At 60.9% G+C, this 12,888-nt stretch carries 15 protein-coding genes; 2 read left to right on the forward strand and 13 right to left on the reverse strand.

Going from position 1 to position 12,888, the window contains the following annotated elements:
- Positions 1-9: 9 nt before the first annotated feature.
- The 7 genes from GA0061103_RS10210 to GA0061103_RS10240 form a co-directional block, all read right to left on the reverse strand.
- Entirely contained in the window at positions 10-543 is a 534-nt protein-coding gene (locus GA0061103_RS10210; RefSeq protein WP_092710456.1) for a tyrosine phosphatase family protein, read from the reverse strand.
- Positions 540-1,157, reverse strand: coding sequence for a YfbR-like 5'-deoxynucleotidase (locus GA0061103_RS10215; RefSeq protein ID WP_092710458.1), 618 nt, complete (start codon positions 1,155-1,157; stop codon positions 540-542). Before GA0061103_RS10215 ends, GA0061103_RS10210 begins: the two co-directional genes overlap by 4 nt.
- Complete coding sequence (gene ygfZ / locus GA0061103_RS10220) at positions 1,154-1,993, reverse strand: CAF17-like 4Fe-4S cluster assembly/insertion protein YgfZ (RefSeq protein WP_092710461.1); 840 nt, start codon at positions 1,991-1,993, stop codon at positions 1,154-1,156. Before ygfZ ends, GA0061103_RS10215 begins: the two co-directional genes overlap by 4 nt.
- Before the next feature lie 73 nt (positions 1,994-2,066).
- Positions 2,067-2,825 carry a hypothetical protein gene (locus tag GA0061103_RS10225; RefSeq protein WP_092710464.1) on the reverse strand — a complete coding sequence of 253 codons (759 nt, stop codon included), beginning with the start codon at positions 2,823-2,825 and terminating at the stop codon, positions 2,067-2,069.
- Positions 2,826-2,841: 16 nt separating this feature from the next.
- Positions 2,842-3,099 (reverse strand): hypothetical protein, encoded by a 258-nt coding sequence (locus tag GA0061103_RS10230; RefSeq protein ID WP_034507811.1) that lies wholly within the window; start codon positions 3,097-3,099, stop codon positions 2,842-2,844.
- 104 nt (positions 3,100-3,203) lie between these two features.
- Entirely contained in the window at positions 3,204-3,638 is a 435-nt protein-coding gene (locus GA0061103_RS10235; protein WP_092711240.1) for a TIGR02301 family protein, read from the reverse strand.
- A 94-nt stretch (positions 3,639-3,732) separates the two neighbouring features.
- Positions 3,733-4,152: an NUDIX hydrolase gene (locus GA0061103_RS10240; protein WP_092710467.1), complete on the reverse strand. Its 420-nt coding sequence runs from the start codon at positions 4,150-4,152 to the stop codon at positions 3,733-3,735.
- A gap of 164 nt (positions 4,153-4,316) precedes the next feature.
- Between GA0061103_RS10240 and GA0061103_RS10245 the strand changes: the two genes are divergently transcribed.
- Together GA0061103_RS10245 and GA0061103_RS10250 are read left to right on the forward strand one after the other, a co-directional pair.
- Positions 4,317-4,637 carry a YnfA family protein gene (locus tag GA0061103_RS10245; RefSeq protein WP_092710470.1) on the forward strand — a complete coding sequence of 107 codons (321 nt, stop codon included), beginning with the start codon at positions 4,317-4,319 and terminating at the stop codon, positions 4,635-4,637.
- Between the two features lie 43 nt (positions 4,638-4,680).
- Positions 4,681-5,445, forward strand: coding sequence for an SOS response-associated peptidase (locus GA0061103_RS10250; protein WP_092710472.1), 765 nt, complete (start codon positions 4,681-4,683; stop codon positions 5,443-5,445).
- A 76-nt stretch (positions 5,446-5,521) separates the two neighbouring features.
- Here GA0061103_RS10250 and GA0061103_RS35020 read toward each other — a convergent pair whose 3' ends face one another.
- The 6 genes from GA0061103_RS35020 to GA0061103_RS10275 all read right to left on the reverse strand — a co-directional run bounded on the left by GA0061103_RS35020 (position 5,522) and on the right by GA0061103_RS10275 (position 12,865).
- Positions 5,522-5,662, reverse strand: coding sequence for a hypothetical protein (locus GA0061103_RS35020; RefSeq protein ID WP_015339320.1), 141 nt, complete (start codon positions 5,660-5,662; stop codon positions 5,522-5,524).
- A gap of 327 nt (positions 5,663-5,989) precedes the next feature.
- A complete protein-coding gene (pssA, locus tag GA0061103_RS10255) occupies positions 5,990-6,850 on the reverse strand; it encodes a CDP-diacylglycerol--serine O-phosphatidyltransferase (RefSeq protein ID WP_075852135.1) in 861 nt (286 codons plus the stop codon).
- A 20-nt stretch (positions 6,851-6,870) separates the two neighbouring features.
- The gene (locus GA0061103_RS10260; protein ID WP_092710475.1) at positions 6,871-7,569 is read right to left on the reverse strand and encodes a phosphatidylserine decarboxylase; all 699 of its coding nucleotides are present in this window, start codon (positions 7,567-7,569) and stop codon (positions 6,871-6,873) included.
- Between the two features lie 306 nt (positions 7,570-7,875).
- Positions 7,876-8,574 carry an acid phosphatase gene (locus tag GA0061103_RS10265; RefSeq protein WP_092710478.1) on the reverse strand — a complete coding sequence of 233 codons (699 nt, stop codon included), beginning with the start codon at positions 8,572-8,574 and terminating at the stop codon, positions 7,876-7,878.
- 132 nt (positions 8,575-8,706) lie between these two features.
- A complete protein-coding gene (locus GA0061103_RS10270) occupies positions 8,707-10,593 on the reverse strand; it encodes an ABCB family ABC transporter ATP-binding protein/permease (RefSeq protein ID WP_092710480.1) in 1,887 nt (628 codons plus the stop codon).
- A 205-nt stretch (positions 10,594-10,798) separates the two neighbouring features.
- On the reverse strand, positions 10,799-12,865 hold the full coding sequence (locus GA0061103_RS10275; protein ID WP_092711242.1) for a LysM peptidoglycan-binding domain-containing protein: 2,067 nt from the start codon (positions 12,863-12,865) through the stop codon (positions 10,799-10,801).
- Positions 12,866-12,888 lie beyond the last annotated feature (23 nt).

Genomic DNA, 12,888 nt, shown 5'->3' on the forward strand with positions numbered 1-12,888 from the left:
CTCCGTTTTTTATGCGCCAGTGCTCAAGGCGGCCAAGGGCAGCATGAAAGGCGCATTGCCGTCAGTATCTGCGCCACGGCCGATCTCTTTGACTGCGGCAACGAGACGCCCCCGGCGCCCGAGCATGTCATCGCCGATGGCGACCAGCCGGGCATTCGGCGTGGCGAATGGCGAACTCGCGCGCAACCGATGCGCAAGCGCCAGATCGTCTTCTTCCGGGTGAACGACCAAAGCCGCGATCAGTGCTGCCGCTGGCGAGCGCGAGACGCCCATCCAGCAATGGATGAGCAAAGGCGCGCTTCGATCCCAACCGGTCGCGAAATCGATGATGGCGCGGACATGCGTCTCCTGCGGGGCGACGAGATCGCCGGTCCCGGCAAAGTTGATGTCGTTCATGTTGAGCAGCAGATGCCGATCCGCCTTGATGACGGCAGGCCGATGAAAATTCTGCTCCTTGGCCATCAGGCTGATCATTTCGCGCGCGCCATGGCGAACGGCCATTTCGGCGATGCGCGCCAGCGGCGATATGACGATCGCGGTCACGCGCCGATCCTCATGGCAGCACGCTCCGCCTCGATCGTCTCGAAGCGCTTGAGGAACAGCCGTTGTGCCTCGATCGCCGGCACGGGATCGATCGGCAGCATCTCGCGTGTGATATCGCGCGGCTGGCCGAAGAATTTGCGGGCTTCATCGGGCGTGAAGCCGGCAAGCAGCGTCGCCTCGAAGTAGGCGGAGATCGTATCGGCCTTCTTGATCTTTTCCTTGAGCTTTGGCGCGCAATGCGGGGGCAGGGTGAAGCGTCGGTAGATCGCCGCTTCGAGCCGCTTCTCCACGACCTTGTAATCGCCGCCGACGACGGACTTGAACGGCGAGATCATGTCGCCGATCACATATTCCGGCGCATCATGCAGCAAGGCGGCAAGCAGTTCGTCCGGCGTTGCCGGATTGAGGTGGCGAAAGATTGCCTCCACGACAAGGCTGTGCTGTGCCACCGAAAAGGCGTGATCGCCGGAGGTCTGCCCGTTCCAGCGGGCGACACGGGCAAGCCCGTGCGCGATGTCGCCGATCTCGACATCGAGCGGCGATGGGTCGAGCAGGTCGAGCCGGCGCCCGGATAGCATGCGCTGCCAGGCGCGCGTCGCCTTGGCGGATATCATGCCGACGCCTCATCGGCGCTGGTGGGGAAGGAGAGGCCGGACCAGGCTGGAAGAGAGACGGTGATGTCGACACCGCCAGCTTTTATCGGAGCCTCTTCGGCAATGGCTTCGCCGGCCCGGTCGATGCGGACGATGGCAAGGCCCATATTGCCGGCGGTTGAGCCGAGCGTGCCGATCGGCTTGCTGCCGACAGTCAATTCCGTGCCGGAGGGCGGCAATTCGGCGCTGCCGTTGACGATGACGACCCGCCTGCGTGCCGTGCCGCGATGGTGCATGCGGGATATCACTTCCTGGCCGATATAGCAGCCCTTGCGGAAGCCCAGGCCGCCGTTCAGATCCATCAGCACATCGTGCGGGAACGCGTCCTGCAACGCGAAATCACGGCCGGAAACGGTGATGCCATTGGCGATCCGCAGCGCGTCATAAAGCGTCTCGGGATCGCTGCCATGTTCACCGGGCGTCCGCGTCAGGAGAATTCCAGCCTTGGCGAAGCGGCTGTCTCTTGGTCCATCCGTTGAGGCATCTCCCCATGCGACCGTGACGCCCTGTGCGTCCTCCGCGGCGAAATCGACTTTGGCACGCAAGCGATACATCGTGAGCCGCTTGAGCAGGCCTTCCCGCTGCGCCGTGTCGGTTTCAACCAGAAAGCCGGGGCCATCCCGCCAGATCATGAAGTCGAACAGGATCTTGCCTTGCGGCGTCAGCAGCGCGCCGGGGCGCGCCTCGTCGGCGCCAAGCGAGGCGAGATCGGTGGTGATGAGATTGTGCAGGAACGTCTCCGCCTCCGCGCCGGTGATGCGGATGAAGGAGCGCTCTCTCAGGAATACGGCTGGCATGATTGTTCCGCTGATTTGGCCTATCACGCAGAGGTAGGGCCTTCGGCGGGGAACCGCAAGTGCCCCGGCAGGATCATTCGCCCGAGGTGAAGAATTTCCAGCGGCCGTCCGGCGTGATGCCGACGCGATAGAAATTATAGCCGCCAAATTCCAGCATGTCGGCATAGTCGCCGGCCGTCACGATGCGCATTAGATCGACCTTCTCCGGCGTGGAGAGCGTCTTGATGTCCTTCTCGGCGAAATAGGGCCAGACATAGACTTCGTCAGGAGTTCCCTGACCGACATGGGCAAAGCCGGTCGACATGATATCGAGGAGAATGGACAGGATCTCGATGCCGTCGGGATCGCCTGAAAGGTCATGCAGGGTCTTGATAGGATCTTCGCCGGGGTCGTCGGCGGTGACCTGCGTCTGCTTGAGCCCGCCGCCGACATTCATCAGCGGGCGCAGGCGCTCGAGATCGCCGGAAGCAGCAGCTTCCACGATCGCGGTGCGCAGCTTCTTTACGGGCTCCGGTGCCTTGTCGATATCGTAAAGGAATTCGACCGATTTGTTCGTGTTCGAAGTATCGCCGCTGCTCTGGCCGGCCTGCTTGTTGATCAGCGGATCGGGCATTGGCAGCGCGTTATTGGCGGGCGCTTCCAGCGCCTGTTCGATCGGTTTCTCGTTCTTTTTCGGAGTGGACTGTGCTGCGTCTTTCGCCTGGGGGGGCGGCGGGTTGAGCTGGGAAAAGGCATTGGCCGGTAGCGGCAAGGCGGTGCTGCCCAAAAGCAGGGTTACGGCAGCGAACGAGGCAATGGAACAGGTGAGCGCACTGCCTGGAAAGATACGCATTAGCAATCTCTGAGTGTTATTGCAGGGTACGGTTCGGAGAGAATTCACCAGCGAGCATGCGTTCACGCAGCGATTCGAGCAAGGCTTCGGCGCCCTGTTCCCCTTGAATCCGGATCGTCTCGCGAATGGCGTGGGCGATGGCTGCGTCGGCGATGATTTCGGGCTCGATGCCATCTGCCATGCCGTCGGCCCAAGCTTCATTCTGGTATTCCAGCGCTGCCTGCATCTTTTCATGAACGATCATGTCGTCGATTTCGTTCAGGCTGGTTTCCATTGTTTCTTTCCTCGAGACGTTCATGTCCTTACCACTTGCTTAATAACTCTATCAGCCTTTTCCCAAAACGACACGGCTCGCTATGAAAAGAGGTTAATAAATCGTCAATTTCCAAAGCGTGCGGTGATTTCTGTCGCCAGTGTTGCACCTTCGTTACGGTATCGCTCTTCCGCGACGCGGGCCTGCGGCGTGCAATTCGTGTAAACCGATGCAAAGGACCGATATCCACGGTTGAAGGCCGCAGTGAGCCTTTCTTTTCGTTTCGGCTCGCTCTTGGTCTCCGTGTCGAGCAAGTGCTGCATGTCGCCGCGCCATCCGTCTTCCCGCGTCGGGCTGCACAGATTGCGCAAATAGTCGATCGAGCCGAGAATTTCGGAGAGCCGGGAGAGCTGCTCGTCATAGGGCGCAGGCTGCTCGGTATTCGCATTATCGGCCGCCTGTGCCGGTGGCGCGCTTGCTGCCGGCTGTGCCGCAGCGGGAAAGGCTACGGCAAGCGCGATGCAGATCAGAAGCGGTCGGCCAAGGCTGTTATGAATCATGTAACCATGTTGACCGGACAAGCATGACGGGAACAAGGCGGGGCAGGTGGTTTCCACGCCGATATTGCTCAGCATCGTTAATTTCGGCGCCGAGCTATGCGTTTGCTGCAGCAAGTCGTTCCACGCATTCGAGCACGCTGGCCGGGACGGGCAGCGTGCGCACCTCCTCCAGCGTGTACCAGCCAATGGCAGCTGCATCGTCGGCGGCTTCGGCAACCGCATCCACATCGGCATCCACAAGGAAGACCGAGAGCAGGAAGTGGCTCGTCAGGGTTCCGTCTGCCGCGTGGGAGCGCAGGTCGTAGGTCTCGAACAGGCGGGGATTGCGGGCTGATATGCCTGTTTCCTCCTTGAACTCGCGCAGTGCCGCGTCGGCCGGCGTCTCTCCTTCTTCGGCCCGCCCTCCCGGAAAGGCGTACATATCGGCGGACGGCGGATTGCTGCGCAACACCAGCAGGAAGCGACCGTTGCGTTCGAGAATGGCGGAGGAAGCAGGGCGAGGATTGGAGGTCATGGATCGCTTTGCATTCGGACAGGAAGATCGACGCGCGATGGCAACGAGCCATCTGCGACCAATTTCTACAGGAAACGGCGCTTGCTGTCCCGCGGGAAAGCCCCTTAACTCGCTCGCGGCCAAGGCAACGATTCTTAATGTGCCGAATACGGGGACGATCGGGGATGATCTACGGGCTATATGCTTTGGCGGCTCTCGCCGAAATAGCGGGCTGCTTTGCGTTCTGGGCGTGGTTGCGTCTGTCGAAGCCCGTCTGGTGGCTCGCACCTGGCCTTGTCTCGCTGGCGCTCTTTGCCTGGCTGCTGGCGCTGGTGCCGAACGAGGCGGCCGGGCGCACTTTTGCTGCCTATGGCGGCGTCTATATCGTTGCCTCCATTCTGTGGCTCTGGCTCGCCGAAGGGCGGCTGCCGGATCGATGGGATATTTCGGGTGCCGTCATCTGCCTCGTCGGGGCGGCGATCATTCTCCTCGGACCACGCGGCTGACCTTAGGCTTGACCCGGCGCCTTGCGGGTGCAACACAGGCCTCATGTGCGGACGTTTCGCTTTGACATCGACAGCAGACCAGGTGGGCGAAGCGCTCGGCGTCCTGCTGAATGACGGTTTTCCCGCGCGCTACAATATCGCGCCGACGCAGCCGATCCTTGTCGTCATATCGGGCGACAGGCAGCGACCAGGCAGCAATTTGCCGGATCGTCGCGCCTTGCTCGTGCGCTGGGGCTTCATGCCCGATTGGGTGAAGGACCCCAAGGATTTCCCGCTGCTGATCAATGCACGGGCGGAAACGGCGATCGGCAAGGCCTCCTTCCGCGCGGCCATGCGCCATCGCCGCATCCTCATCCCGGCATCCGGCTTCTACGAATGGCATCGGCCGCCGAAGGAAAGCGGCGAGAAGCCGCAAGCCTACTGGATTCGCCCTCGCAGGGGCGGTGTCATCGCGTTTGCCGGGCTTATGGAAACCTGGTCGTCGGCCGACGGTTCGGAAGTCGATACGGGTGCGATCCTGACGACTGCGGCAAACAGCGCCATTCGATCTATCCATGACCGAATGCCCGTCGTCATCAAGCCGGAGGATTTTGCCCGCTGGCTCGATTGCAAGACGCAGGAACCGCGCGACGTTCTCGATCTGATGAAGCCGGTCCAGGAGGATTTCTTCGAGGCGATCCCGGTTTCGGATCGTGTCAACAAGGTTGCCAATATGGGACCGGAGGTGCAGACACCCGTAACGCTCGATCCTGTCAGGAAGCCGCCGAAGAAGGCGGATCCGGAAGATGGCCAGCTAAGCCTTCTCTGAGCGGCCGCCATTTTAGCGGCCAGTGACCGGAAATGCTGCCTGCCGGTATTGGTCGGCTGTGGGCAGAACTATATTCTCAGGCGATCTTCTTCTTGAGAGGCTTTGTCTTCAGCATCAGATGCGCTGCAAGAACGGCTTTCAGGCCCAGCGGACGATAATGCTTGCTGGGATCGATCTTTGCCTGCGGTTGTGCCGGCTGGTCTTTCTTCTGCGTCATGTTTCACTCCTCACCATGCTCCCCCGGAGCATTTTTCGATTCACAGTCGAGTAGTGCTTTTTGTCGTAAATCATGACAAATCGAAGGCGTTTGCCAATCAGCTTTTGTAAACAACGACCATATTTCGAGAGATTAGCGCCGAAACCTCGTGTAGAATCCGCACTGCCGCAATGTTCGAATCTGCGGAAATATCGCGCGGATCTGGCTTCCCATTAGGCCGATGAGCGATCGTCATGTCTCTGATTGATAAGGGAGACTTACAGACTAGCGGTTGCAGCGCGGCGACGCCGTCAAAGGGCCATTGCGCAGCGGTTTGATATGCCGGTCCTAGATATGCCGGCCGATGTCGTCGTTGGAATCGTCGACATTGGGATCGGCGGGACCGTTGATGGTGTAGGTGCCGTATTTCTTCGCCCACGAGCGTGCGCCGAAGGGCAGGGACAGCAAATAGATGACGACGGTCACGACCATGACATGCCACGTATAGCTCATCAGCAGCGCAACATAGACGACAAGGCCGAGCATGATCGGCAGCACCAGGTCGCGCCTTACGCCGTTGCCTTCCGATTTGCCGGACCATACGGGCAGGCGGCTGACCAGCAGGAAGCCGATGAGAACCGTGTAGGCTGCACCCCATAAGGCGAAGGTGCGGTCCGGCGTCAGCCCGAGAAAGCCGAGATAGACCGGCAGCAGCACCAGCATTGCGCCGGCAGGCGCCGGTACGCCGACGAAATATTCCGATTGCCAGGAGGCCTTGTGCTCGCGCTCGGCCATGACGTTGAAGCGGGCGAGCCGCAGGCCGGCGGCGATCGTGTAGATCAGCGCCGCGATCCAGCCGAGCGAGCGGGCCTGATCGAGCAGGAAGACATAGACGACGAGTGCCGGCGCGACGCCGAAATTGACGATATCGGCGAGCGAATCCATCTGCGCGCCGAACTTCGAGGTGGCCTTCATCAGGCGCGCGACGCGCCCGTCGATGCCATCGAGGAAGGCTGCGACCAGCACGGCTGCAACGGCGAGCTCGTAGCGGCTTTCGAAAGCGAGGCGAATGCCCGTCAGGCCCGAGCAGATCGCCAGCACGGTGATCATGTTCGGCACGATCAGCCGCAACGGAATTTCCCGGAGACGCGGCCCGCGCGCTTCGTCGTTAGGCCCATGCGGCTCGAAAGGCGGAAAAGGCGTCTTCATCTCGCTCGTGTTCCTACGGTTCAGCTGCGGCGGCTAAGGGTTGCGCCCTTGGCCGAGCCGAATTCGGCAATGACGGTTTCACCGGCAATCGCCCGCTGGCCGACTGCAACGCGCGGCGAAGCACCTTCCGGCAGGAAGACATCGAGGCGCGAGCCGAAGCGGATGAGGCCGATGCGCTCGCCGGCATCCAGCGGCTCGTTCGGATGGACGAAGCAAAGAATGCGGCGGGCAACGAGGCCGGCGATCTGCACGACGCCGATCTCGCCATGCTTGGTTTCGATCACGAGGCCGTTGCGCTCGTTCTGTTCGCTGGCCTTGTCGAGTTCGGCATTGAGGAAGCTGCCTTGGCGATAGGCGACGTTGGTGATGCGGCCGCGCATCGGCGAACGGTTCACGTGGCAATCGAAGACGTTCATGAAGACCGAGATACGCAGCATCGGCTGGCTGCCGAGATTGAGTTCGGCCGGCGGCGTCACCATCTGCACGCTTGAAACCTTGCCGTCGGCAGGCGATATCGCCAGATCATCGTCCTGCGGCGTCATACGCTCGGGATCGCGGAAGAAATAGGCGCACCATAAAGTCAGGATCAGACCGATCCAGAAGAGCGGCTTGAAGATCCAGCCCAGTACCAGCGACGCAACGAAGAAGCCTGCAATGAAGGGATAGCCCTCTTTGTGTACGGGAACGATGACGTTGCGTACGCTGTTCATCAAGCTCATCTACGGCCTACTCCGTTAGGGCGCCCTCACCAGGAACCGGGCTCCGGTTCTTCGGCAAGGTCATGCCAGTCAAAAGAATGAGAACAAGATAAGCGGTCTTGCTCTGAATACCAGTCGAGCGTGACTACAGGCAAAACCTGTCATGGGCAATGCTTTCGCACGCTCGTCCTCAACGCAATCCGCATCGAGCAAGATGCCAATGTTCCCCTGACTTGAAAAGTGTTGCCTGTGGAAACCCGTGCAGGACGCAATGAAAAGGCCGCCGATGATGGCGGCCTCCTATGTTCTGCGTCGGCCGATCGGAAATCAGAGGCCGAGAGCGGCGCGCAGTTCCGCCTTGGCGCCTTCGTATTCGGCCTTGTAATCGTCATGCGTCATGATTGTTTCAGCGATGACGGTGCCCGCAATGCGGCCGGCTTCGATGTCGGAAGCGTAATGGATGCCGCCGACGACGCGGTTGTGGCCGTATTCCCAGGCGCGGGCCATGATGACGGCGCGCTTCTCCGGCACCATGTTCGCAAGCACGATGCCCATCAGCGTGCCGAGCGTGGTATGGCCCGACGGATAGGAGCCGGACTTTGAAAGGGGCACGATCGGCTTGACCAGATCGCTGTAGAGATGCGGCCGCGGACGCTTCCAGACATCCTTGGCCGGATCGACGACAGCGCCTTCGGTCTCAACGATACGATCGAAGAAGGCAGAAAACTTCGGCAGGTTTTCCTTGGTGAATTTCGGATTGTCGATGACGTCGGAGAAGCGCCAGACGTTCTCTTCGGCATCGGCCACGGCGCGAGCCGCCATTTCCGGCGTGCGGGTCACCTGGATCGTCAGGATTTCGCCGAGTTCCGCCTTCATCTGTGCGGAATCATTGGCGGGCGGAGGCGGCAGCAGATCGAGGAGATTGATCTCCTTGGCATCGCTGAACGGCTTGGCATCTTCGGCGAAAACCGGCGAGGCAAGGCCGACGACGAGCAATAGGCTTAAAGCTTTGGCAAAAGTACGCATTTTCGGGGCTCCGTTGAAAAGACCCTCGTACCTAGCAAGCTGCTATCTCAGGCTCGTGACAGCCATCGGTGCATAAGTGCTGCGCCCAATGCCTGCAATGGGGCACAGAACGCGGCGCTCCTGCGGGCTTTCTCAGCTTGCCGGCGCCAATCGGTCGACAACGCCCAGGTCGTCGTTCTCGCGTACCTGCTTCAGATGCTCCTCGGCCTGCGTCGCCTCGCGCTGGCGGTTCCACATGGACGCATAAAGCCCATTCTGCGCCAGAAGCTCAGCATGTGTGCCACGCTCGGCGATGACGCCGCTTTTCAGCACGATGATCTCATCTGCGCCGATGACGGTCGACAGACGATGCGCGATGACAAGCGTCGTGCGGTTCTTGGAGACGACATCGAGGGCAGCCTGTATTTCGCGCTCGGTCGTCGTATCGAGCGCCGAGGTCGCCTCGTCGAGGATGAGCACAGGCGGCGATTTGAGAACGGTGCGCGCGATCGCGACACGCTGTTTCTCGCCACCCGACAATTTGAGGCCGCGTTCGCCGACTTTGGTCTCGAAGCCCTCGGGCAGGGTGCGGATAAATTCGCTGATCTGGGCGATCTCGGCCGCTCCGGTCACTTCCGCCTCGCTCGCACCCGGCCGGCCGTAGCGGATATTGTAGGCGATCGTGTCGTTGAAGAGCACGGTATCCTGCGGCACCATGCCGATGACCTTACGCAGGCTTTTCTGCGTGACGGTGCGCAGATCCTGGTCGTCGATGGTGATCGTGCCGCTCTGCACATCATAGAAGCGATAGAGCAGTCGTGACAGCGTCGATTTTCCGGCGCCTGAAGGACCGACCACAGCGACCGTCTTGCCGGCAGGCACCTCGAAGGAAATGCCCTTCAGGATCGGCCGTGCCGGATCATAGGCGAAATGCACGTCCCTGAACGAGATCGCGCCATTGCCGATGATGAGCTCCTTGGCATCGGGAGCGTCGACGACTTCGGGCTTGACCTCCAGCAGATCGAACATTTCCTCGATGTCGGTGAGGCCCTGACGTATTTCGCGATAGACGAAGCCGATGAAGTTCAGTGGTACCGAAAGCTGCAGCAGCATCGCATTGATGAAGACGAAGTCGCCCACTGTATGATGCCCGTTGAGGACGGACCAGCCGGACATGACCATCATGACAGTCGTGCCGAGGCCGAAGATCACGCCCTGGCCGAAGTTCAGCCATCCGAGCGATGTCCAGACACCCGTCGCAGCCTTTTCATAGCGCGCCATCGACTGATCGAAGCGCTTTGCCTCCATCTCCTCGTTGCCGAAATATTTGACGGTTTCGAAGTTGAGGAGCGAATCGATCGCCTTCGTGTTGGCGTCCGTGTCGCTGTCGTTCATCGTCCGGCGGATGGAGATGCGCCAATCGCTCGCCTTCACCGTGAACCAGATGTAGAGCCAGACCGTGACGGCAGTCACGGCGAGATAGGAAAAGCCATAGCCGCGCCAGAAGATGATGGCGGTCAGCAGGAATTCGATGAAGGTCGGAAATGTGTTGAGGATCGTGAAGCGGACGATCGTCTCGATGCCCTTGGTGCCGCGTTCGATGATGCGCGAGAGACCACCGGTCTTGCGCTCCAGATGAAACCGCAGCGACAGCTCGTGCATGTGCACGAAGGTCCGGTAGGCGAGCTGGCGAACCGCATATTGGCCGACGCTGGCAAACAGCGCGTCGCGCAGCTGGTTGAGGCCGAGCTGGATCAGGCGAGTTGCATTCGTCGCGATGATCAAGGCGATGGCGCCGACCATGAAAGCCGGCAGAATGCCTTGCATGTCGAGCTTGCCGTTCAGCGCATCGACGGACCATTTGAAGAAATAGGGGACCAGCAGCAGGAAGAATTTCGAGACCAGCAGGAAGACGGTTGCCCAGACCACCCGCATCTTCAGATCCATGCGCCCGCTCGGCCACATATAAGGCCAGAGATTGACGATCGTGCTCAATGGATTGCTGGAATCCGCCGATATGGTTTTCTTTTGGCCTGCCATGTCCGTCTCCGGCGAATGATTGGGCAGTCGGGCGTGGCAGCGTTTGCACAGCCGACTGGCAAGCCTTCACAGCCAAGACATGGCCATTACGCGAAGGCTATAGGAGTCGGGCGACGCTTATACTATTTTTATGCCGTATAAAAGCAGCGGCCAGGCGCTGATAAGCCTGGCCGCTGCCAATGTTCACGATGGGCTGTAGTTGCCACTAGAGATGCTCGCCCGAAAGCCGCTTGCGGTGAAGCTCCTCGGCATTCGGCAATGCGTCCTTCGGCAGGCCGAAGACCTGTCCCGGCAAGATCCGGTCCGGATTGTTGATCTTGTCCTCATTGGCCAGATAGATCGTCGTATAGCGCACGCCCGCACCGTAGATGCGGCGCGAGATCTGCCACAGCGTGTCGCCGCGACGGATGATGACAGCATTGGTGTCCTGCGACAGCGGCGCCTGTTCAAGCGTCTTCGGGCCGCTGCTGTTGGATGAGACCTCTGTGTTCGGCTGTGCTGGTGCCGTCTGAGCAGGCTCCGTGATAACGGCGATCATCTGTTCGAGCTGAGGCAGCGCCGTGCCGACCGACTTCGGGTCCTTCGGCAGGGCGACGAGAGCAGCAAGCGCCTTGGCGGCCGCGCTGGAAGCATCGGCTGCAGCCTTCTTCAGCGCAGCACTGGCGTTGATGGTCGGCCGGAATTCCGACAGCGACTTGAGCGCGATTTCCGTGCCGGAGCGGGCGGCTGCGAGCTGTTCCGTATCCGGCTGCTTGCCGTCGGTGAAGAGGCCCTTGAGCAGCGCAAAAGCCTTGCCGGCGCCTTCCTTGAGCTTGGCAAGCTCGCCCTCGTCGAGCGGCACCATGTTTGCCGTGGTCGCTTGCGCCTGACCATTGGCGGCGGCGGGCGTCTGCGCCGCGACCGTCACCTGATTGCCCTCGGGGCGCGTGAAGTTGACGCTGGTGCGCACGACGACTTTCCCGGCTCCATCGAGCATGTCGACGCGGATCTTGTGATCGCCGACGGCAAGAGGCATGGGTCCGTCTACGACAAAGTGACCGTCCGCACCCGCGACGTTCTCACCGATGAGCCTGTCATCGGCATAGGCGCGGACCTTGGCATTCGGCTTCGTGGTGCCGGCAACGAAGATATGGTCGTTTTCGATCTCGACGGCGTTGACCATCACATCCGGGCCTGCATCCGTCTTTGCGCCCGGCGACGTTGTTGCACCGGCTGCGGGGTTGGCGGATGCCACCGCCGTCCCATCCTGTTGCGGCTTGGCATCTGTCGTGGCTGCCGGCTTATCTGTTGCGTTGTTCTGTGCGTCGGCTGCGGAGGCGTCCTGTTCACCGGCGGTCACGCGGCCCTGCTTGGCGGAAGGCGCGGTAATGATGCGGCTTGCAGCGCCTGGTTTCGACACCATCGCGAGGACCTGGGTGGAATTGTCCTTCGGCACGGAGACGGTGGCAACTTCCTCGGAATTGATGGCCTTGCCGTCCTTACCGGTGGCGCGTAGCACCAATTCGTGGTCGCCAGGCGGCAGCGGATTGTCGAGTACGGCGGCAAAGTCGCCGCTCGGGCCGACATTGGTCGTCGTGACGACCTTTTCGCCGTCGACGATCTCCAGCTTGGCATTCGGCTCGGCCGAACCAGCGATAACTGTCGAGCCATCCGGCTCGACGCGTAACACGTCGAATGACGGTACGTGGGGATTGGCAGCCGCGTTGGTCTCGGGCGCCTGTTGGCCGGTCAGTGCTGCGAAAGCCTTGTCGATCGCCGCACTGGCTTCGGCGGCGTTGTCGGGGAGAGATTGGATGATGGCGAGCGCCTTGCCCGCGCCGTCCTGCGCTGTCTTCACGAGTCCGGTCGTCGTTGCGTCGAGCCCTTCGGGAAGCGCGAAGCCGACGATCGATTGCAGCGCGGTAATCGCCTTTGTCTTCGCAGCCGTGAACACATCCTGCGCCGGTGCATTGCCGTCCTTGAAGAGCGCCTTCAAATCGGCCAGCGAAGCGGTTGCCGTACCCGTCAAGTCAGTCAGCTTCTTCGCGAGGTCTGCAGTGTTGACGGCTGTCGATACGGCGTTCTGCGTGGCCTTGGTCGCGTTCTCGGCGGTCTCGCCGGCCTTCTGCGCGTTTTGGTCGATCGTATTCTTCACCGCGTTGCTGGCTTGATTGACCACATTGCCGATCGGGGTCTTGTCGCCGTTGATGCGTGGCATCACGAAAAAGACCATCAGCAAGGTCGCCACTACCAACACCAACAGAGCCAGCCAACCGGCACGGTTCTTCATCATCATTCATCTCCACGCGGCGAAGT

It is taken from the genome of Martinezella multihospitum (genome assembly GCF_900094585.1).
Classification (GTDB): domain Bacteria; phylum Pseudomonadota; class Alphaproteobacteria; order Rhizobiales; family Rhizobiaceae; genus Rhizobium; species Rhizobium multihospitium.

Excerpts from the sequence above, each read along its gene's own strand:
- GA0061103_RS10230 (WP_034507811.1), bottom strand. The coding sequence starts at position 3,099 with ATGGAAACCAGCCTGAACGAAATCGACGACATGATCGTTCATGAAAAG.
- GA0061103_RS10240 (WP_092710467.1), bottom strand. The coding sequence starts at position 4,152 with ATGACCTCCAATCCTCGCCCTGCTTCCTCCGCCATTCTCGAACGCAAC.
- GA0061103_RS10225 (WP_092710464.1), bottom strand. The coding sequence starts at position 2,825 with ATGCGTATCTTTCCAGGCAGTGCGCTCACCTGTTCCATTGCCTCGTTC.
- GA0061103_RS35020 (WP_015339320.1), bottom strand. The coding sequence starts at position 5,662 with ATGACGCAGAAGAAAGACCAGCCGGCACAACCGCAGGCAAAGATCGAT.
- GA0061103_RS10265 (WP_092710478.1), bottom strand. The coding sequence starts at position 8,574 with ATGCGTACTTTTGCCAAAGCTTTAAGCCTATTGCTCGTCGTCGGCCTT.
- GA0061103_RS10235 (WP_092711240.1), bottom strand. The coding sequence starts at position 3,638 with ATGATTCATAACAGCCTTGGCCGACCGCTTCTGATCTGCATCGCGCTT.
- GA0061103_RS10275 (WP_092711242.1), bottom strand. The coding sequence starts at position 12,865 with ATGATGAAGAACCGTGCCGGTTGGCTGGCTCTGTTGGTGTTGGTAGTG.
- ygfZ (WP_092710461.1), bottom strand. The coding sequence starts at position 1,993 with ATGCCAGCCGTATTCCTGAGAGAGCGCTCCTTCATCCGCATCACCGGC.
- GA0061103_RS10250 (WP_092710472.1), top strand. The coding sequence starts at position 4,681 with ATGTGCGGACGTTTCGCTTTGACATCGACAGCAGACCAGGTGGGCGAA.
- GA0061103_RS10260 (WP_092710475.1), bottom strand. The coding sequence starts at position 7,569 with ATGAGCTTGATGAACAGCGTACGCAACGTCATCGTTCCCGTACACAAA.
- GA0061103_RS10215 (WP_092710458.1), bottom strand. The coding sequence starts at position 1,157 with ATGATATCCGCCAAGGCGACGCGCGCCTGGCAGCGCATGCTATCCGGG.
- pssA (WP_075852135.1), bottom strand. The coding sequence starts at position 6,850 with ATGAAGACGCCTTTTCCGCCTTTCGAGCCGCATGGGCCTAACGACGAA.
- GA0061103_RS10245 (WP_092710470.1), top strand. The coding sequence starts at position 4,317 with ATGATCTACGGGCTATATGCTTTGGCGGCTCTCGCCGAAATAGCGGGC.
- GA0061103_RS10270 (WP_092710480.1), bottom strand. The coding sequence starts at position 10,593 with ATGGCAGGCCAAAAGAAAACCATATCGGCGGATTCCAGCAATCCATTG.